This window comes from Pseudomonas vlassakiae, from assembly GCF_014269035.2.
GTDB lineage: Bacteria > Pseudomonadota > Gammaproteobacteria > Pseudomonadales > Pseudomonadaceae > Aquipseudomonas > Aquipseudomonas vlassakiae.
The window spans coordinates 243,057-261,417 of the sequence record NZ_JABWRP020000001.1 but is presented as its reverse complement, the minus strand read 5'-3'; the positions used below and the strand labels follow the sequence as shown (position 1 = coordinate 261,417).

At 63.1% G+C, this 18,361-nt stretch carries 22 protein-coding genes and 1 tRNA gene; 12 read left to right on the top strand and 11 right to left on the bottom strand.

Features of this window, described 5'->3' with window-relative positions; genetic code table 11:
* The first annotated feature begins 36 nt into the window (after nucleotides 1-36).
* Complete coding sequence (locus HU738_RS01220; protein ID WP_176507314.1) at nucleotides 37-465, top strand: organic hydroperoxide resistance protein; 429 nt, start codon at nucleotides 37-39, stop codon at nucleotides 463-465.
* 56 nt (nucleotides 466-521) lie between these two features.
* On the opposite strand, the gene efp is transcribed toward HU738_RS01220, so the two are convergent.
* Nucleotides 522-1,091, bottom strand: a complete 570-nt coding sequence (gene efp, locus HU738_RS01215) for an elongation factor P (protein ID WP_054883702.1) — start codon at nucleotides 1,089-1,091, stop codon at nucleotides 522-524.
* Nucleotides 1,092-1,139: 48 nt separating this feature from the next.
* On the bottom strand, nucleotides 1,140-2,273 hold the full coding sequence (earP, locus tag HU738_RS01210; protein WP_186601978.1) for an elongation factor P maturation arginine rhamnosyltransferase EarP: 1,134 nt from the start codon (nucleotides 2,271-2,273) through the stop codon (nucleotides 1,140-1,142).
* 129 nt (nucleotides 2,274-2,402) lie between these two features.
* On the opposite strand from earP, the gene HU738_RS01205 reads away from it, so the two are divergent.
* A complete protein-coding gene (locus HU738_RS01205; protein ID WP_186601980.1) occupies nucleotides 2,403-2,789 on the top strand; it encodes a hypothetical protein in 387 nt (128 codons plus the stop codon).
* A gap of 2 nt (nucleotides 2,790-2,791) precedes the next feature.
* Complete coding sequence (locus tag HU738_RS01200) at nucleotides 2,792-3,262, top strand: GreA/GreB family elongation factor (RefSeq protein ID WP_186601982.1); 471 nt, start codon at nucleotides 2,792-2,794, stop codon at nucleotides 3,260-3,262.
* 12 nt (nucleotides 3,263-3,274) lie between these two features.
* On the opposite strand, the gene HU738_RS01195 is transcribed toward HU738_RS01200, so the two are convergent.
* Complete coding sequence (locus HU738_RS01195) at nucleotides 3,275-4,207, bottom strand: LysR family transcriptional regulator (RefSeq protein WP_186601984.1); 933 nt, start codon at nucleotides 4,205-4,207, stop codon at nucleotides 3,275-3,277.
* Nucleotides 4,208-4,325: 118 nt separating this feature from the next.
* On the opposite strand from HU738_RS01195, the gene HU738_RS01190 reads away from it, so the two are divergent.
* The 3 genes from HU738_RS01190 (at nucleotide 4,326) to HU738_RS01180 (ending at nucleotide 6,994) form a co-directional block, all read left to right on the top strand.
* Complete coding sequence (locus HU738_RS01190) at nucleotides 4,326-5,075, top strand: 3-oxoacyl-ACP reductase family protein (protein ID WP_186601986.1); 750 nt, start codon at nucleotides 4,326-4,328, stop codon at nucleotides 5,073-5,075.
* 237 nt (nucleotides 5,076-5,312) lie between these two features.
* Nucleotides 5,313-6,494, top strand: a complete 1,182-nt coding sequence (locus HU738_RS01185) for an MFS transporter (protein WP_176507320.1) — start codon at nucleotides 5,313-5,315, stop codon at nucleotides 6,492-6,494.
* A 119-nt stretch (nucleotides 6,495-6,613) separates the two neighbouring features.
* Nucleotides 6,614-6,994 (top strand): hypothetical protein, encoded by a 381-nt coding sequence (locus tag HU738_RS01180; protein WP_186601988.1) that lies wholly within the window; start codon nucleotides 6,614-6,616, stop codon nucleotides 6,992-6,994.
* 88 nt (nucleotides 6,995-7,082) lie between these two features.
* On the opposite strand, the gene HU738_RS01175 is transcribed toward HU738_RS01180, so the two are convergent.
* Nucleotides 7,083-7,172, bottom strand: a tRNA-Ser gene (locus HU738_RS01175).
* A gap of 290 nt (nucleotides 7,173-7,462) precedes the next feature.
* Between HU738_RS01175 and HU738_RS01170 the strand changes: the two genes are divergently transcribed.
* The 3 genes from HU738_RS01170 (at nucleotide 7,463) to HU738_RS01160 (ending at nucleotide 10,021) form a co-directional block, all read left to right on the top strand.
* The gene (locus HU738_RS01170) at nucleotides 7,463-8,152 is read left to right on the top strand and encodes a crotonase/enoyl-CoA hydratase family protein (protein ID WP_176507321.1); all 690 of its coding nucleotides are present in this window, start codon (nucleotides 7,463-7,465) and stop codon (nucleotides 8,150-8,152) included.
* Nucleotides 8,153-8,233: 81 nt separating this feature from the next.
* Nucleotides 8,234-8,953 carry a lysophospholipid acyltransferase family protein gene (locus HU738_RS01165; RefSeq protein ID WP_176507322.1) on the top strand — a complete coding sequence of 240 codons (720 nt, stop codon included), beginning with the start codon at nucleotides 8,234-8,236 and terminating at the stop codon, nucleotides 8,951-8,953.
* Nucleotides 8,954-9,049: 96 nt separating this feature from the next.
* On the top strand, nucleotides 9,050-10,021 hold the full coding sequence (locus tag HU738_RS01160; protein ID WP_054883690.1) for a magnesium and cobalt transport protein CorA: 972 nt from the start codon (nucleotides 9,050-9,052) through the stop codon (nucleotides 10,019-10,021).
* 31 nt (nucleotides 10,022-10,052) lie between these two features.
* Here the strand turns inward: HU738_RS01160 and HU738_RS01155 are convergent, their stop codons facing one another.
* Nucleotides 10,053-10,787: an amidotransferase gene (locus HU738_RS01155; RefSeq protein WP_054883689.1), complete on the bottom strand. Its 735-nt coding sequence runs from the start codon at nucleotides 10,785-10,787 to the stop codon at nucleotides 10,053-10,055.
* 478 nt (nucleotides 10,788-11,265) lie between these two features.
* Here HU738_RS01155 and HU738_RS01150 point away from each other — a divergent pair, with 478 nt between their 5' ends.
* On the top strand, nucleotides 11,266-12,075 hold the full coding sequence (locus tag HU738_RS01150) for a c-type cytochrome (RefSeq protein WP_186601990.1): 810 nt from the start codon (nucleotides 11,266-11,268) through the stop codon (nucleotides 12,073-12,075).
* Between the two features lie 85 nt (nucleotides 12,076-12,160).
* On the opposite strand, the gene HU738_RS01145 is transcribed toward HU738_RS01150, so the two are convergent.
* The 4 genes from HU738_RS01145 to HU738_RS01130 form a co-directional block, all read right to left on the bottom strand.
* The gene (locus HU738_RS01145; protein ID WP_176507324.1) at nucleotides 12,161-12,493 is read right to left on the bottom strand and encodes a ribonuclease E inhibitor RraB; all 333 of its coding nucleotides are present in this window, start codon (nucleotides 12,491-12,493) and stop codon (nucleotides 12,161-12,163) included.
* A 174-nt stretch (nucleotides 12,494-12,667) separates the two neighbouring features.
* Nucleotides 12,668-12,904 carry a hypothetical protein gene (locus HU738_RS01140; protein WP_054883686.1) on the bottom strand — a complete coding sequence of 79 codons (237 nt, stop codon included), beginning with the start codon at nucleotides 12,902-12,904 and terminating at the stop codon, nucleotides 12,668-12,670.
* Nucleotides 12,905-13,038: 134 nt separating this feature from the next.
* Nucleotides 13,039-15,096: an LTA synthase family protein gene (locus HU738_RS01135; RefSeq protein ID WP_186601992.1), complete on the bottom strand. Its 2,058-nt coding sequence runs from the start codon at nucleotides 15,094-15,096 to the stop codon at nucleotides 13,039-13,041.
* Between the two features lie 144 nt (nucleotides 15,097-15,240).
* Nucleotides 15,241-15,432, bottom strand: a complete 192-nt coding sequence (locus tag HU738_RS01130; RefSeq protein ID WP_176507326.1) for a PLDc N-terminal domain-containing protein — start codon at nucleotides 15,430-15,432, stop codon at nucleotides 15,241-15,243.
* Between the two features lie 123 nt (nucleotides 15,433-15,555).
* Here HU738_RS01130 and HU738_RS01125 point away from each other — a divergent pair, with 123 nt between their 5' ends.
* Nucleotides 15,556-16,494, top strand: a complete 939-nt coding sequence (locus HU738_RS01125) for a ZIP family metal transporter (protein WP_186601994.1) — start codon at nucleotides 15,556-15,558, stop codon at nucleotides 16,492-16,494.
* A 130-nt stretch (nucleotides 16,495-16,624) separates the two neighbouring features.
* On the opposite strand, the gene HU738_RS01120 is transcribed toward HU738_RS01125, so the two are convergent.
* Both HU738_RS01120 and HU738_RS01115 read right to left on the bottom strand, forming a co-directional pair.
* Entirely contained in the window at nucleotides 16,625-17,155 is a 531-nt protein-coding gene (locus HU738_RS01120; RefSeq protein ID WP_186601996.1) for a hypothetical protein, read from the bottom strand.
* Between the two features lie 60 nt (nucleotides 17,156-17,215).
* A complete protein-coding gene (locus tag HU738_RS01115; RefSeq protein WP_186601997.1) occupies nucleotides 17,216-17,752 on the bottom strand; it encodes an ankyrin repeat domain-containing protein in 537 nt (178 codons plus the stop codon).
* A 268-nt stretch (nucleotides 17,753-18,020) separates the two neighbouring features.
* Here HU738_RS01115 and HU738_RS01110 point away from each other — a divergent pair, with 268 nt between their 5' ends.
* A complete protein-coding gene (locus tag HU738_RS01110; RefSeq protein ID WP_054883680.1) occupies nucleotides 18,021-18,293 on the top strand; it encodes a DUF3509 domain-containing protein in 273 nt (90 codons plus the stop codon).
* Nucleotides 18,294-18,361 lie beyond the last annotated feature (68 nt).

Genomic DNA, 18,361 nt, shown 5'->3' with positions numbered 1-18,361 from the left:
TCACCAGGGGCGCACAGCACACTAGCGAGGCTCAAGATGCAAAAGGTCACTCCGCTGTACATCGCAGAAGCCACTTCCACCGGCGGTCGCGACGGCAAATCCCGCTCCAGCGACGGCAAGCTGGAAGTCAGGCTGAGCACCCCCAAGGAACTCGGCGGCGCCGGTGGTGACGGCACCAACCCTGAACAGATGTTCGCCGCCGGCTACTCGGCCTGCTTCATCGGCGCACTGAAGTTCGTTGCCGGCCAGGAGAAGAAAGCCCTGCCCGCGGATGCCTCGATCACCGCCAAGGTCGGCATCGGCCAGATCCCTGGTGGTTTCGGCCTGGACATCGACCTGAACATCAACCTGCCGGGCCTGGCCCAGGCTGACGCCGAAGCGCTGGTGGAAAAGGCTCATAAGGTCTGCCCTTATTCCAACGCCACCCGCGGCAATGTGGACGTGCGCCTGCACGTGACCGTGTAAATCACAGGCACAAAAAAACCCGGCCAAGGCCGGGTTTTTGCGTTTCGCAAGAAGGATTACTTCTTGGAGCGGCCTTTGAAGCTGTTGTCGCGCGTGTCGATGTCGATGAACTCACCGATCTCGATGAAGTCGGCTACCGAGATCTCGGTACCGTTCTTCAGCTTGGCAGGCTTCATGACCTTGCCCGAGGTGTCGCCGCGAGCAGCGTTCTCGGTGTACTCGACCTGACGGCTGATGGTGGTCGGCAGTTCAACCGATACCAGGCGGCCTTCGAAGAACACGGCTTCGCAGACGTCTTCCATGCCTTCTTCGATGTACGGCAGAACGGCTTCGATGTCCTCGGCGTTCAGCTCGTACATGGTGTAGTCGGTGGTGTCCATGAAGGTGTATTCGTCACCGTTGATGAACGACAGGGTCGCTTCTTTGCGATCCAGGATCACGTCGTCCAGCTTGTCGTCTGCACCGTAGACGGTTTCAGTCTTGTAGCCGGTCAGCAGGTTCTTCAGCTTGGTCTTCATGATCGCGCTGTTGCGACCCGACTTGGTGAACTCGGCTTTCTGAACCAGCCACGGGTCGTTGTCGATCCGCAGTACGGTACCGGGTTTCAGTTCTTTACCAGTTTTCATTACGAAGTATCCGAATCTGGATGGATTTATAAAAATCGAGGCCGCATATCATAGCCAATTTCGGTAAAACTGTACCAGCGCCTTGGCAAGGTCCGGCCGAGCGGCCTGGCAAGTGGCCCAATCACGGGCGTGCTGCTGCAGTTCCGCCCAGTGTTTGCGGGCCTCTTGCCAGGCCGCGTGCATGTCGCGGTTCATGTTCCAGGCACGCCAAAAGGCCATCAGCGCCCCGCTGGCGGCGTCCGACAAGCCCTGTCGATAATGGCTGAGGAAGGCTTCGAGCTTTTCCCAGTGGGCATTTTCCTCCTGCACATAGATGTGCCACAGCATCGGCCGTCCGGCCCACTGGGCGCGGACGAACGAATCTTCCCCGCGCACCGCGTTGAAATCGCAGCTCCACAGCAGACGGTCATAGTCATCCTGACTGACGAACGGCAGGATTTGCACGGTCAAGGTGCCGCGCTGGTGCACAGCGCCAGCTTGCAGTTGCTGCTCACCCAGCCAAGCCCCCAGGTCGCCGAGGATGCGCCCTTGCGGGACCAGCAGGTGAACCGGCTGGGCATCTTCGGCCAGCGCATCGAGCCAGCGCCCCAGCTGCCCGTTTTCGTAGGCGAACAGCGACAGCAGCAGCGCGCCAGGCTGCGCCTGTACGCCCAGGCTCTGGAGAAACGCCGCACGCGCCTCGGCCGACTGCTCAAAGGCTTGCCGGCGCGGCAGCAGGCTGGCCTCGCGCAACAGCCCACCGGTCTTGTCGGTGAAGCCCGGAAAGAAGAACACCTTGCGCAGGCCATTGGGCTGGGGCGATGGCAAGCCATGGCAGCCTTCGACCCAGTCCTCGGCACTGAGGTATTCAAGGTTAAGCCACAGCACCGGTGCCGGACGAGCACGCATCGCCTCGATGTAGGCCGCCGGCAACTGGCAGGCAAAGGCACCGATCACCACGTCGGCCGGCTCTGCGGGCTGCCAGTCGGCAGGCCAGGCACGCACCTCGACCCCCTGCTGCCATTGCTGCGCGGCACCGGCATCGGCGCCCGGGCACAGCGGCACGAAGGCATTCAGGTCGTCCACCCACAGGCGCACCGCCAGGTCGTGCTCGGCCACCAGCTGCCGGGCCAGGCGCCAGGTCACACCTATATCGCCATAGTTGTCGACGACACTGCAGAAAATGTCCCAGGTGGTTTTCATATGCCCTGCCTTGCCTTGCACGAAAAGGGCGAATTCTGCGGATAATTCGTCGTCGACAAAAGCGCCGCACAAAAATTCTCCAGCAGCATGCGACAATGCCCCCTTCGCCCGCTCTGCCAGGAAGCTGCCATGCCCCGCCAACGTGAATTGAAGATCACCCTCAAACCGCTGCAACTGATTTTCTGCGTGGCCTTGGGCCTGTGGCTCGGCGCCGTGGCGATTGGCCTGAGCCTGTGGCTGGCGCTGCAGCTGTGGCCCGAACAGGTGGCCCCCGTGGCCCAGGCGGTGGCGCCGGCCTACAGCAAGCCTGCACCGGCACAGCCGGTGGACGCGCAGCGCGAGATGTTCGAGCGCTACAAGGACATCCTGCACCAGCAGCAAATCCAGCAGGCCGCTGAGGCTGCCCAAGGCAACCCACGCAACCTCAACAGCCCCAAGTGCCAGTTCTGGCTTGCGCAGAACCGTACCGCGCCGACCGAGAAGAGCCAGGCCAACGTGTTGGAGTTCTGTTACTGACCATGGACAAGGCCATCCTGCTCACGCGCATCGTCGCAGCCCTGGAAACCGACATGGAGGTATTGCGTCGCGCGGCTCAGACCGCCTACGAAGCGGCCACCGCCGAAGAGAACATCGCCGAGAACAAGTACGACACCCTGGGGCTGGAAGCGTCGTACCTGGCCACCGGGCAGGCGCGGCGCACGGCCGAGATTCGCCAGGCGCTGCTGACTTATCAGCAGTTGCTGTTGCGCGAGTATGACCCGGCGCAAGGGGTGCAGGTGAGCAATCTGGTGACCCTGGAGGATGAGGACGGTGGGCAGCGCGTGCTGTTCCTTGGGCCTGAAGCGGCAGGATTGAAGATTGGCGAAGGCGATGAGTGGGTGACCGTGATCACGCCCCGTTCGCCCTTGGGGCAGCAGCTGGTGGGCAAGAAGGTCGAGGATGAGGTAAGGCTTGGGGATCAGCTTTTCTACATCATCGATGTCGCCTGAGGCGGCACCACTCTAGACCAAAGCATCAAACCGCCTCGCCAATCCCCGCTCGGCAAACTGCTCCACCACAAAGTCGATGAAGGCCCGGGTCTTGCCCGGCAACAGCTTGTGTTCCGCGTAATACAGGCTGATATGCCCGTCATCCACATACCAGTCCGGCAACACCCGCTGTAGCTGCCCGGCCTCCAGGTACGGCACGGCGAACGGCAAGCTGACCAGGGCGATGCCCAACCCTTGCTGCGCCACCGCACACGCCGCGTCCGAATCGCTCATGGTCATCGCCTGGCGCAACAGCAACGGCTGTTGTTCCTGCCATCGACTGGTCAAGGGCCAGGAACGTACACGCCCGGTCTGTGGGGAACGGATCAGAATTCCGTCGTGACGCTGCAATACCTGCGGGTCTTCGATAGCAGCGTGCCGGTGCAGGTAGCCGGGCGCCGCCACCAGCACCCGATGGGCCGGGGTCAGCTTGCGCGCCACCACGCCCAGCGGCAGCTCGAAACCACCGCCTATGGCGGCATCGAAGCCCTGGCCGATCAGGTCGACCTGGCGGTTGTCAAAATGCCAGTCGGGGGTGATCGCCGGATAACGCTGCAGAAACTCGCCGAGCAGCGGCAGCACGTACAAGCGGCCGAACACGGTACCCATGCTCACCCGCAGCAGCCCGGCCGGCTGCCCTTCGGCGCTGGCCAGGTTGGCCACGGCGTACTGGATGGTGCGGAAGCTGTCGCTCACCTCGCCCAGAAATCGCTGCCCGGCTTCGGTCAGGGTCAGCTTGCGCGTACTACGCTGGAACAGCCGCACCCCGAGGCGCGCCTCCAACTGGGCAACGTGCTTGCCCACCGCCGCCGGGGTGATGCTCAGACGCCGGGCTGCCTCGGCGAAACTGCCCACCTCGGCACTTCGGATGAAGCACTCGAGGGCGTTGAAGGATTCCATGGCCATTGATTACCAACCAAAGGTTTACTCTGCTAATAGTGATTGCCATCTTATCAGCAGGTAATCAGCGGTCGATACTGCGTCCATCCAAGGCATTCGGCCTTGCTTCCAGCAGGAGATCAGCATGTCCAAGCAACTTACCCTCGAAGGCAAAGTGGCCTTCGTCCAAGGCGGCTCGCGCGGTATCGGCGCAGCCATCGTGCGACGCCTGGCCCGAGAAGGTGCACAGGTGGCCTTCACCTACGTCAGTTCTGCCGGCCCGGCCGAAGCGCTGGCCGAAGAGGTCAAGGCTGGTGGCGGTCAGGCCCTGGCCTTGCGCGCCGACAGCGCCGACGCCGCCGCCCTGCAACTGGCGATCGACGACGCGGTGAAGGCTTTCGGCCGCCTCGACATCCTGGTCAACAATGCCGGCGTGCTGGCGGTTGCGCCGCTGGCCGAGTTCGACCTGGCGGACTTCGACCGCACCCTCGCAGTCAACGTGCGCAGCGTGTTCGTCGCCAGCCAGGCCGCAGCACGCTACATGGGCCAGGGCGGGCGCATCATCAACATCGGCAGCACCAACGCCGAACGCATGCCGTTCGCCGGAGGCGCCCCGTATGCCATGAGCAAGTCGGCGCTGGTCGGCCTGACCAAGGGCATGGCCCGCGACCTCGGGCCGCAGGGGATTACCGTGAACAACGTGCAGCCAGGGCCGGTGGACACCGACATGAACCCGGCCAGTGGCGAGTTCGCCGAAAGCCTGATTCCGCTGATGGCGATCGGGCGGTATGGGCAGGCAGACGAGATTGCCAGCTTCGTGGCGTACCTGGCCGGGCCTGAGGCGGGTTACATCACCGGGGCCAGCTTGCTGGCCGATGGTGGGTTTGCGGCTTGAGGGAGAGTGTCAGGGCGGCGATGCGCATGCCTTGAGTTGTATGCTGGTGCGCAGATCGAGCGCCGCCCGCGCGGCGCCTCGCGGACAAATCCGCTCCTACAGGCCTGCGCGCGGGCTGGCAACCCTGGCGTAACAGGTTCGGCACGTTGCAACAGCCTGTACGCCGCACGTGCGGCGCTCGATCTCACAGGCGCAACAAATTTATCGACGAACACCCCAGCCCCCAACGAGAACCCCATGAAATCCCCCTCCTTGAGCCGCGCGCTGATCCTGCTGATGGCCACCGCCACCGGCCTGGCCGTGGCCAGCAATTATTACGCCCAACCGCTGCTGCACAGCATCGCCCAACAGTTCGGCCTGAGTACCGCCAGCGCCGGCAGCATCGTCATCGCCGCGCAACTGAGCTACGGCGCCGGCCTGCTGCTGCTGGCACCGCTGGGTGACCTGTTCGAGCAGCGCCGGCTGATCGTGGTGATGACCGCTATCTCCACCTTGGGCCTGGTCATCAGCGCCTGCGCCCCAAGCCTGCCCTGGTTGTTGCTCGGTACCGCGCTCACCGGCCTGTTCTCGGTGGTGGCGCAGATCCTCGTGCCCATGGCGGCGACCCTGAGCGAGCCGCATCAGCGCGGCCGCGCAGTGGGCACCTTGATGAGTGGGTTGCTGCTCGGCATCCTGCTGGCGCGCACAGCCGCCGGTTTCATGGCCGAGCTGGGCGGCTGGCGCAGCATCTATGTGCTGGCCGCCGTGCTGATGGCACTCACCGCGCTGGCGCTGTACCGCAACCTGCCCGAACACAATAGCCATGCCGGCTTGAAATACCCGGCGCTGATCGGCTCGGTGTTCCGCCTATTCATCGAAGAGCCGGTGCTGCGCCTGCGCTCGCTGCTCGGCCTGCTGGCGTTCAGCCTGTTCGCGCTGTTCTGGACACCGCTGGCGTTCCTGCTGGCACGCGAGCCCTATCACTACTCCGACGCGGCCATCGGGCTGTTCGGCCTGGCCGGCGCCGCGGGTGCACTGGCGGCCAACTGGGCCGGGCGCCTGGCCGACCGTGGCAAGGGCTCGCTGGGCACCACTGTTGGCCTGGCGGCGCTGCTGCTGTCGTGGGTCCCGCTGGGTTTTGCCGAAACCTCGCTGCTGGCGTTGCTGGTCGGCGTACTGGCCCTGGACCTGGCCGTGCAGCTGGTACACGTGAGCAACCAGAATGCCGTGATCGCCTTGCGCCCCGAAGCACGCACGCGGCTGAATGCCGGCTACATCACCTGTTACTTCATCGGCGGTGCGCTAGGCTCGTTGCTGGGCACGCAACTGTTCCAGCGCCAAGGGTGGATGGGCATCGTGGTGGCAGGCCTGGTGATCGGCACGCTGGCCTTGGTGGTATGGGGCGTTTCGCAGCGCAAGGCCGCCGCGCAACTGGCTTGAGGCCATCAGCGGACGTGACGACCCGCCGCATTACCCTCCGTCGCCTGGCCGTTGACTTGCCTGCCCCGGCGGCGCTCAGTAAGCGCTGGTCACAGACCTTTCACTGACAGGACGACTCAATGACAAGACTCACGGTGCAATCCGGCGATTTCTTGCAAGGTGAAGGCGAGTTTCGCAATGGATCGCTCACACTCAAGACCCCGCGCAGCCCTTCACCCGGGGAGCGCATCTTACTGGCCCGCATCGTTGACCTGCGCCTGGCCAGCCTGGAGTCCAGCCGCAGCCTGGGCACCGCCCTCGGCTGGGGCGTGGCCGGGGCGCTGGTGGCCGGCCCGGTGGGGTTGCTGGCCGGGCTCTGGCTGGGCGGCAAAGAGGAAGAAGCCACCTTCCTGGCCACCTTCAAGGATGGGCGCAAACTGATGGCCATCACCGACGGCAAGACCTGGTCGAAGATCGACGACACCTGGCGCCAGCATCGCCGCCCGCCACCTGCCGATTGAGCCCCCGGCGGGGCCAGGGCCCGGTTGCTACACGGCCCCAAAATGCAAAAGCCCCCGAGCTTTTCAGCTCGGGGGCTTTTGCAGAATGTGGCGGTGAAGAAGGGATTTGAACCCTTGATACGATTTCTCGTATACACACTTTCCAGGCGTGCTCCTTCGACCACTCGGACACTTCACCGTTTTCTCTTCAAGGCTTTCACCCCGTCGAGGCGCGCTAATTTAGTAGAAGAGCTTTTCTTTGGCAAGCATTTTTTTCAAATTTTTCATGCATTTAAGCCAACCCACTGAAAAGCCGGGGTTGCCAGGGCAAAGCGGCCAATCTGGCCAGCGCTTTTACTCTCCACAAACGCTGCACCCTCGCCGCACAAGGCATTGCATCCCGACGCTGACTGGCCGGTCAGCCTTGCTGCTTTACCTGGCTCGCGGTGCTGGGTAACGTCTTCGCCACGTCACCCTAAGGATTGCGCCATGAGCGAGCTGATTACCTACCACGCCGAAGACGGCATCGCCACCCTGACCCTGAACAACGGCAAGGTCAACGCCATCTCGCCGGATGTCATCGCGGCCTTCAATGCCGCCCTCGACCGCGCCACGCAGGAACGCGCCGTGGTGATCATCACCGGCCAGCCAGGCATCCTCTCGGGTGGCTACGACCTCAAGGTGATGACCTCCGGCCCGAAAGAAGCCGTCGCCCTGGTCACCGCCGGTTCCACCCTGGCCCGCCGCCTGCTCTCGCACCCGTTCCCGGTGATCGTCGCCTGCCCCGGCCATGCCGTGGCCAAGGGCGCTTTCCTGCTGCTGTCGGCCGACTACCGTATCGGCGTCGAAGGGCCGTACAAGATCGGCCTGAACGAAGTGCAGATCGGCATGACCATGCACCACGCCGGCATCGAACTGGCCCGCGACCGCCTGCGTCGCTCGGCCTTCCACCGCTCGGTGATCAATGCCGAAATGTTCGAGCCCAAGGATGCCCTGGATGCCGGCTTCCTCGACAAGGTCGTGCCAGCCGAGCAGCTGCTTGAGGTCGCCCAGGGCGTGGCCCGCGAGCTGAAGAAGCTGAACATGCTGGCGCACAAGAACACCAAGCTGAAGGTGCGCAAGGCGCTGCTGGATAGCCTCGACGAAGCGATCCTGCTCGACCAGGGCCACATGGGCTGAGTACACCGGTTCACACCAGGGTTTGCCGCGGCCAGTGCACAGCCGTACACTGCGTCGCGACTGTCTGGTGTGAGTCGTACCATGCTTTACTCGCTTCGCATGTTCCTGCTGGGGCTGCATTTTCTGCTGGTGGGCGTCATCGGCCTGCTGATCGGCCTGCTGCGCCCCTTCAACCGCGATAACAGCCGTGTCTTCGCGCGCCTCTACAGCGTGCCAGCCACCTGGCTGATGCGCATCAAGGTCAAGGCCGAAGTCGGCCCGCTGTGGGACCAACCACCCGGCTGCGTGATCGTCGCCAATCACCAGTCCAACTTCGACCTGTTCATCCTCGGCCATGTGGTACCGCAACGCACCGTTGCCATTGGCAAGAAGAGCCTCGGCTGGATCCCGCTGTTCGGCCAGCTGTTCTGGCTCGGTGGCAATGTGCTGGTCGACCGTAAAAACGCCTACCAGGCGCGCAAGGCCATGCAGACCACCACGCGCATCCTGCAGGATGACACCTCGATCTGGATCTTCCCGGAAGGCACGCGCAACCCCGACGAACAATTGCTGGCGTTCAAGAAAGGCGCCTTTCACATGGCCGTGGAGGCCGGCGTACCGATCGTCCCGGTGTGCGTCAGCCGCTATGCCCGGCGCCTGAGCCTGAACAGCTGGCGGCGGCGGACCGTGATCGTGCGCTCGTTGCCGCCGATCGCCACCCGCGGCCTCAGCCAGCAGGACCTGCCCGCACTGATCGAACAGTGCCGCACACAGATGCAGCTGTGCATCGATAACATGGAAAACGAACTGGCAAAGGCCTAGGTTGCTTTGATCGCGAGCAAGCTTGCGCCGCCAGTTGCTCTGCAGCCAACTACAGCCCAAGCTGTAACCCGTGTACAACCGAACAAGTGGATAACCATGGGTCGAGTCGTGGCATCGGCGGTGTATGCCGCCGGCAGAAAGGTCACCAACATCAATATCGACGAAGGCAGCGAGTGGGCGCGCAAGCCGGGGCACTTCGTGTGGATCGGCCTGGAAGAGCCCAACGCCGAGGAACTGGCCAACTTGCAGTGCCAGTTCAACCTCCACGAACTGGCCATCGAGGACGCGCTGGAAAAACACAGCCGGCCCAAGCTGGAAACATTCGGTGACGCGCTGTTCATCGTCACCTATTCGCCAGTCCGCCATCAGGGCAAGCTGGAGTTCATCGAAACCCACATCTTCGCCGGCAACGGCTACATCATCACCTGCCGCAATGGCCACTCGAAATCCTACGCGCTGGTGCGCCAGCGCTGCGAGGCGCGCCCGCTGCTGCTCGAACATGGCGAAGACTTCGTGCTGTATGCCCTGCTCGACTTCGTCACCGAGAACTACCAGCCGGTCAGCGAGGCCATTCATGGCGAGATCGAGGAGCTGGAACAGAGCGTGCTGAGCACCACGCTGCAGGAGGAGGATATCCAGCGCCTGCACGGGCTGCGCCGCGACATCCTGCGCCTGCGCCGCTATGTGGCGCCGATGGTGGAAATCAGCGAGGAACTGCAGCGCCTGAGCTTCCCGTTCATCGACAAGAACATGCGCCCGTACTTTCGTGACGTGCAGATCCACGTGACGCGGCAGATGGAGGACCTGGCCGGGATTCGCGACATCGCCAGCCAGACCATCGAAATCGGCATGCTGCTGGAATCGTCACGGCAGAGCATCGTGCAGCGCAAGTTCGCCGCGTGGGCGGCGATCCTGGCCTTCCCCACGGCGATTGCCGGGATCTACGGGATGAACTTCCAGAACATGCCAGAGTTGGGGTGGCACTATGGCTACTTCGCAGTGCTGGGTGTGATCGCGCTGGGGTGTACGGGGTTGTTTGCCAGCTTCAAGAAAGCCGGCTGGCTTTAGCGTGCCGGGGCCGCTGTGCGGCCCCGGCGAATCAGGCGGCGCTGTCGCTGGCCTTGGCCGGCTGCTGGATGAAGCGCAGCATCCATTCGCCCACCAGGTCGCCCTGGTGCTCGGTGGCCAGGCTGGCAATCGCCTTTTGGTACACCTCGTCCCCGAGGTACTCCTGACGCGCATCGAGCAGCGCCCGCGAGTAGTCGTGGACGAACTCGGGGTGGCCCTGGAAACAAAGCACCTGGTCGCGGATGTGATACGCCGCATTCGGGCAGAAGTCGCTGGAGGCGATTACCGTGGCGCCTTCCGGCAGCTCGGTGACCTGGTCTTGATGGCTGATCAGCAAGGTCAGCTCGGAAACCTCCGGGTCCATCCACGGTGCATGCGCCGCCAGCGAGTAGCGGTGCACGCCCACGCCCCAGCCCTGGTCGGCGCGCTCGGCCTTGCCACCCAGGGTCAATGCCAGCAGTTGATGGCCGAAGCACACACCCAGCAGCTTCTCGCCACGCTCGTAGAGCTTGAGCAGGTAGGCCTTGAGCGTCTGGATCCAGGGGTCGCTGCCGAACGAGTCGGCCTTGCTGCCCGTCACCAGGTACGCATCGAAGCGTTCGCCGTCGGGCGGGTACACGCCGTTCATCACGTTGTACACACGAAACTCGGCTGCGATCGGCTGACGCGAGAAGAGCTGCTCGAACATCCTTCCGTAGCCCTGGTACTGCGCGGTCAACTCCGGTCGCAGGACATCGGTTTCAAGGATGCAGATGCGTAACGACATAGGGATAGTCCTGAACGACATGGGTGGGAATCTGCTGTAGAGACTGACGCGAAAGCCACGTACAAGCAAGTAGGCTGCACTGACGAACGGTCACATTTTGTCGAATATCCAAGGGGGGATCTGCGGCTGTCTAGGCAGAGCTTGCCAGCGCGATGGCTAAAGGCCTCATAGCCAAACGGCATCGTATTTGGCCCCTTTAGAACAAAGCGTTCTCGACAATGCATGACGCTCGCCCTGTGGGTGGTTTATATCCACATACATGAGGCAAGCAGACCCGACAAGGAAGCCACCGGGTATTCAGGAATAACAACAAGAAGGCGGTCCGCCATGTTCAGACAATCAAAACTTCGCCAAGCCGGGCTCATTCTCTTCGCCACGACTTTGCTGCTGATTCTTCCCAACCTCACGCGGTTGTTCGGCTGACAGCGTCAATGCTTCGCTTGGGTTAATCTTGCGGTTTTCAGATCGGAGATTGCCCATGCGTCATTGCCTGGCTCTGGTAGCCCTGGTGTTGAGCCTGCCGCTGTCGGCGGCGCAGTTGCACCTGGAGCTGGGTGACAGCACCCGGGAATGGTCCACCGGCGAACTGTTGCAGCACCCTCAGGCCCGCGATATCGACATCGATCAGGACGTTTCCTACAAGCGGCCCATGCATTTTCGCGCCGTGCCACTGGCGGCACTGCTGCAAGGGGTCAAAGCCGACGACCATCTGCAGGCGGTGGCGCTGGACGGCTTTGCCGCGGAAATGCCAGCCGGGCCGCTACTGCAGCAGGCGCCGGCACGCGCCTGGCTGGCCGTCGAGGACCCGGCCAAACCGTGGCCTGCGCTGGGTGACGGCAAGCCGAGCGCCGGCCCGTTCTACCTGGTGTGGACCAACCCGCAGGCCAGCGGCATTCGCCCCGAACAATGGCCATTCCAGGTCGCCACGATCCGCCGCCTGGCGCCGGTCGAACAACGTTTCCCGGCACTGCTGCCCGACCCCAGGCTGGCAGCCAATGACCCGGTACGCCAGGGCTTCGCCCTGTTCCAGCAGAACTGCCTGGCCTGCCATCGGCTCAACGGTGCGGGGGATGCCCAGTTCGGGCCGGACCTGAATGTGCCGCACAACCCGACCGAGTATTTCCAGCCTGAGTATCTGCGCAGCTACATTCGTGACCCGCAGAGCTTGCGGCAATGGCCGCAGGCGCGGATGCCCGGATTCGCCGATAGCGTGCTGAGTGAACGGGAGCTGGATGCGCTGCTGGCTTATCTGAAACATATGGCCGGGCGCAGGCCTTTAAATCGGTAGCCTTCTTCGCGGGTAAACCCGCTCCTACAGGGATATCACTGCCTCGGGCCTTGTGATGCACCCGCGAAGAAGGTGACACATGCCTTCAGGCAATCAGCCTTTCCTGCTTGACGCCCCACCCCTCCACTTCGCCGCCACAGGGTGAAACGACCTGCTCGAAGGCCTCTTCGAAATCACCAATCCCGCCATAGGTGGCATACATGACCTTGCTCAGTTCCAGGTGCCACGCGCCATCGTCCAGTTCACGCACCTGAGCATTCAACGATTCGCCACGAAACTGCCCGGCTGCCCGCCGCGCGCCGGCTTCATCTGGAAATACCGCGTAGAACTCGATGGGGTGGATGCGGGTAAAGTCGAAACCGCCAGCTTTCATCTGGCGCAGGACATTGCTGCTGATATCGTCGTTCAGGCTGCTCATGAATCGTCCTCCCGAATAATGCGATGGATAGACTTTCCGTGCACTACGCACCTGCCGGCACTGCCGACAGATCGAGCTGATGCAAGACGCGAATTGAAGGGGTACAGGCCCGCAGAAAAGGGCGGCACCTTCCACCAGCGTAGTGCCTGCACCGGCACCACGCCAACCGGTGATTCAGGGCGCTTCGTGGATGCTGGTGATGATCACGCCGGTCTGCTCCTTGAGCCAGCGTGCAGTGGGGGACGGGGCGCGGTCCTGGAAGTCGTTGAGGTCCAGCTCATCCATGACCGGAAACAGATGCGAACGGATGGCGCGGGCCGCCTCCTCTTCGCTGGGGCACTGTTCACCGTGCAGCAGCAAGGTGGTTGGCTCGCCTTTCTGATCGGCAAAGATGACTTCCCACTCTTTCATTGACTAGCCCTCTCAATCAAAGAACACCCGGTGAGTGACGCCTGTAGATGCAGACCTTGGCCTCAGGCATTCGTTCCGGCAACGAAAAGGGCCGCATTGCGGCCCCTTTGTGTTCACTGATTGCTGCCTGAGGCTTATTTCTTCGGCGTACCGTGGACGACACCGGCGGTGTTGTCCAGCAAGCTCTTGGTCGCCGTCTGGATGAAGGCCTCGAGCTGCTGCAGCATCTGCGGCTGCTCCGGGCTTTCGATCAGTTCGGCCTTGAACTCGCTGCCCAGCTGGTAGCGGTACATGCGCGGGCTCATGTCCTTGGACTCGATGAGCAGGTGATCGCCCTTGACCAGGCCGACGATCTGCTCGCTGCCCGATGGCTTGATCATGCCGACGCCCGGGTCACCCTCAGGCAGGTTGAGCAGGTCGCGGCCCCAGCACTGGTGACGCGTTTCGCCACCCAGGCGGCCCATGATGGTCGGCACGATGTCGACCTGGGTACCCACGGTGTGGTTGACCGCACCGAACTTCTCCTGGATGCCCGGCGCGATCAGCAGCAGCGGCACGTTGAAGCGGCCCAGGTCAAGCTCGGTGACCTGCTGCTGGTTGCCGAAGCCGTGGTCGCCGACGATCACGAACAGGGTGTCCTTGAAGTACGGCTCCTTGCGCGCCTTCTCGAAGAACTGGCCCAACGCCCAGTCGGAGTAGCGCATGGCGGTGAGGTGCTCGTCCAGGCGACCCTGGCCGGTGACCTTCTCCACCGGCAGGTTGCTTGGCAACGCGTACGGCGTGTGGTTGGACAGGGTCTGCAGCAGCGCGTAGATCGGCTTCTTCTGGTCGTGCTTGGCCAGTTCCTCGTTACCGCGGTCGAACATGTCCTGGTCGGACACGCCCCAGGTCGGGTCGGAGAACACCGGATTGACGAAGTCGTTACGGCCGATGAAGGTGGTCATGCCCTGGTTGCCAAAGAACCCGGACTGGTTGTCCCAGGCGAAGTCGCCGTTGTAGACATAGACGTCGTCGTAGTCGCGGGCACTGAGCAGTGCCGGCAGGCCCGACAGCTTGTGGCCACCCTCAGGGGTCTGCATCAGGTATTCGAAGCCTGGCAGGTTGGGGAAGCAGGCCATGGTGGCGAACATGCCCTGGTGGGTATGGGTGCCGTTGGAGAAGAAGCGGTCGAACAGCAGGCCTTCCTTGGCCAGCTTGTCGAAGTACGGGGTGATGTTGTTCGGGCTGCCCAGCGCACCGACCGAGTGGCCGGCGAAGCTTTCCATGAGGATCACCACGACGTTCTTGATCGGCAAGGTGCGATCAGCTGGCGGCACGAAATCGCGGCGCACGGCGGCCTCGTCGGCATCGACCAGGGTGTCGTTGGCGGTCAGCAGCTGCTTGCGCACGGTCTCGGTGGCCAGCTCTTGCTTGAGCACCGGTTTCCAGATATTGGCGCGGTCTTCGCCGAAGCGGCTCTTGGCTGCGTCGATCAGGGTCAGGGTGCCGTTCAGGCCCAGCTGGTTGACGAAGTTGGAGTCGGTGGTGAAGGCATCACCCCAACGCATCGGCGGGCCCTGGCGCAGGGTGCCACGGGCGGCGACCACCGCCACCAGCAGGACCACCATGAACACCGCCACACGGGCGTACCATGGCGCCACACGCTGTTCGCCGGTACCCCGGGTCAGGCGGTCGATGCCCTTGAACAGCAGGCTCAGCAGCCAGGTGCCGAAGGCCCAGGCCAGCAGGTAGCGAACCACCGGGAAGCCGTACCAGAGCATGCTCAGAACGGTCTTCGGGTCTTCCTTGATGTACTGGAAGACCAGGCCGTTGAGGCGCTGGTGGAACTCACGGTAGAAGTCCATCTCCATCAAGCCGAGGAACATCACCACGCTCGAGGCGAGGGTCAGCCAGAAACGGAACAGCCCGCGCCGGGCCATCAGCCAAGGGCTCAGCATCGCCAGCAGCAGAGGAATGCTCAGGTACACCACCACCCGCAGGTCGAAGCGCAATCCGTTGAAGAAGCCTTCGGCGACAGTCGAGTAAGGGGTGTCGCCGATCATGTCGTTGTTGTAGACCAGCAGCGCCAGGCGCACCAGGCTGAGCATCAACATGATCACCAGGCCGCTGAGCAGCGTGTAGGCCAGGTGCGATTTCAAGGTCGGCGTGAACGCTCGCGCGCCCTGTTGCCTCAAGGCATCCGTGTTAGCCATGAATGGGAAGGTCCTAGGATTGCGGTTTGCGGAGGTGGCGTTGGGGCTGGCCCAACGCAAGCATTATGCGGGAGCGGATTCTGTTTAATCCAATGTGAAAATTTTGTCACGTCACTATTGCTGATTTTGTCTGGGACGCAGCTTTCACAGACGGACATTGCCCCGCGGCCCGGCAATCGCCCAGATCACCAGGCCGATCACCGGCAGCAGGGCTATCAGCAGGATCCACAACACCTTGATCCCTACCTCGCTGCCGCTCTTGATCACGTTGAGGATTGCCCAGATGTCGAGGGCGAGGATAATCAGGCCGACCAGGCCATTGAAGGTAGAGCCCATGCCACGTTCTCCTTGAAAGGCTGTTGCTCAGCATAGTCCTCTATTGGAGCGATAGAAGTGAATCCTTGGCCTGCCGCGCAGGTCACTACCTACACTGCAAGCATTCCTGCATTCGAGGTTCCCATGCCCCCTGCTCACAGCCAAAGCGCCACCCCACCCTCCCTGCTGAATGCCTGGCGCGAGCAATTGCTCAGCAGCCCATGGCTCAGCGCGGGCCTGGCCGTGAGCCTGCTGGCGGTCGCCGTGCTGCTGGTGGCCAGCTTCTGGAACGCCATCAACGGCGACCACGCCGACAACCTGCACCTGGCTGCGCTCGGCGGGCTTTCCGGTTTTGCCGCAACCGCCTTGGGTGCGGTGCTGGCGGTAGTGCTGCGCGATGTCAGCGCACGCAGCCAGGATGTGATGCTCGGCTTTGCCGCCGGCATGATGCTCGCTGCCAGTTCGTTCTCGCTGATCCTGCCGGGCCTGGATGCTGCCCGCGCAATCACCGGCAATGGCCCGGCAGCGGCGTTCACTGTGGTGCTGGGCATGGGCCTGGGCGTGCTGCTGATGCTCGGCCTCGACCGCTTCACCCCGCACGAGCATGAGAGCACCGGCCCTTGCGGGCCGGAGGCCGAGCGCATCAGCCGGGTCTGGCTGTTCGTGCTGGCGATCACCTTGCACAACCTGCCCGAAGGCATGGCGATCGGGGTGAGCTTCTCCAATGGCGACATGAACATCGGCCTGCCACTGACCAGCGCGATCGCCATCCAGGACATTCCCGAAGGCCTGGCCGTGGCCCTGGCCTTGCGGGCGACCGGGCTGTCGAACCTCAAAGCTGCGCTGGTGGCGATTGGTTCGGGGCTGATGGAGCCCTTGGGCGCGGTGATCGGCCTGGGCATCTCCACCGGCTTTGCCCTGGCCTATCCGATCAGCATGGGGCTGGCGGCGGGGGCGATGATCTTCGTGGTGTCCCACGAGGTGATTCCCGAAACCCACCGTAATGGTCACCAGACGTCGGCGACCCTGGGGCTGATGGGTGGGTTTGCGGTGATGATGTTTCTCGATACGGCGTTGGGTTAGATGGGGTCGCCGATGTCATTGCGGTGTCGCTGAGATCGAGCGCCGCCTGCCAGCCTTGGCGCATGCCTGCAGGAGCGGATTCATCCGCGATGCGCCGCGCGAGCGGCGCTCGATCCCCAGGCGCTACAACTCAAACGTGAACCGCGACCTTCAAGGCCTCCAACGCTGGCTCGACCTTGATCCCCAGCGCTGCCCCGAGTTCCAGCACCCGCTCCAGGTCCTGCTGGCCCACCATCACCATCTGCAGCTCATCATCGAGCAATTGGCTGAAGTTGAGCAGCACATAGCCACCGGCCTCCTTGTTCAAAGCCCCCATCTGCACCTGGATGCGGTTGAGTGCGGTCAGCGGCTCGGTACGCGCCAGCTGCTTGGGCTTGAGGGTGAACGGCACGCTCTGGTCGAACGAATCGCTGATGCGCTGGAACAGCTCCTGGTAGCTGTCGGCCTGGAATACCACGGTGTCTGGCAGGCTGCCGAGCACGACCCACTCACCCAGCGGGATCGGGAAGCTGTCGTCGTAGTTGATGTCCGGGTTGGCGGCGAGGAAGGCAGCGGGGTCGGCGTAGGCCTGGGCGGCCTCGTCGGCGATGCGCTCGATATCCTCATCGCGCATGCAGCCGGCGCCGACGAGGCTGATGAATTCGAGCAACTGGTTTTTCATGAAAGGGGGCCTGCGACGGGTGAAAAGTCGCCAAGGATAGCCGCAAATGCCCCCGGGCGGTTAGCCGGCCAGCGCTTGCAGGCGTGCGGCAGCGTCAACCGCGCCCATGGTCTGCGCCGCCATCAGCGCCGTGGCGCCACGGGCGTCCTGGTGCGCCGGGTCGGCGCCCTGGGCGAGCAGATAGTCGAGAATCTCTGTGCGGTTGAACATCGCCGCCAGCATCAGTGCGGTGCGCCCATCCTGCGCAGCAGCATCCACAGGGACGCCGCTTTCCAGTAGCAGGCGAATCATCGCCAGGTCACCCTTGAATGCCGCACCGGCGATGGGCAACTGGCCGTTGTCGTTGGCGATCAACGGGTCGGCCCCCTGGGCCAACAGCACCCGCACCGCTTCATGATGGCCGTGGTAGCTGGCCAGCATCAGCAAGGTATCGCCCTTGTGATTGCGCAGGTTGGCCGGCAGGCCACTGGCCAACAGGCGACCAAGCATCTCGGCGTCGCCCTGGCGGGCACGCTCGAAGACCTGCTCGGCAAACGCGGCGGTTTCGTCCTCGGTCATGGCGGTGGCGGTGGCGGTGGCGGTGGGTTGAGCGGACATCGGGAACCTCCTGGCATAAATGATTGCCCAAGTCTTTGTCAGGCATGCCATTGCGGTCAAAGGTTCAGATTCTATTGCGCCGATAGGAACAACCCACGCCGTGCAAAATGCACTGTGCAAAATGCACGACCTTGCAGCCTGCACGATACCGCTGCTGAAAAACTTCCCTAAACCCCTGTATTTACTGGATTTTCCCGATTTCCGAGTTCTGGCACGGTCACTGCAACAATCAACTCACGTCTGCACCCCCAAACAGTCAGGAGTTGATATGGACCTCATTCAGGAAAAATTCGTCTCGGTATTCCCGGCCTACCAGGTCGCTACCCAGCCCCGCCCTGACGGTGGCGTGCTGCTGACCCTGCGCGCCGCCGATGGCAAAGTGACCCGCCGCGTGCTGACCTACGGCCAACTGCACAGTGCCGAGCAGCTCTCCTGGGCCATCAGTGCCATCCGCCGTGACCTGGCCGAGCAGGCCAGTGAACTGCCAGTGATTTCCATGCTGCAGAGTCAGCAGCGGTTTGCCCTGCCGACCTATCGCTGAGGTTCGTCTGTGCCGGCCTCTCGCGGATAAATCCGCTCCTACCCAGGTACTGCATTGCCCCTAGGGAT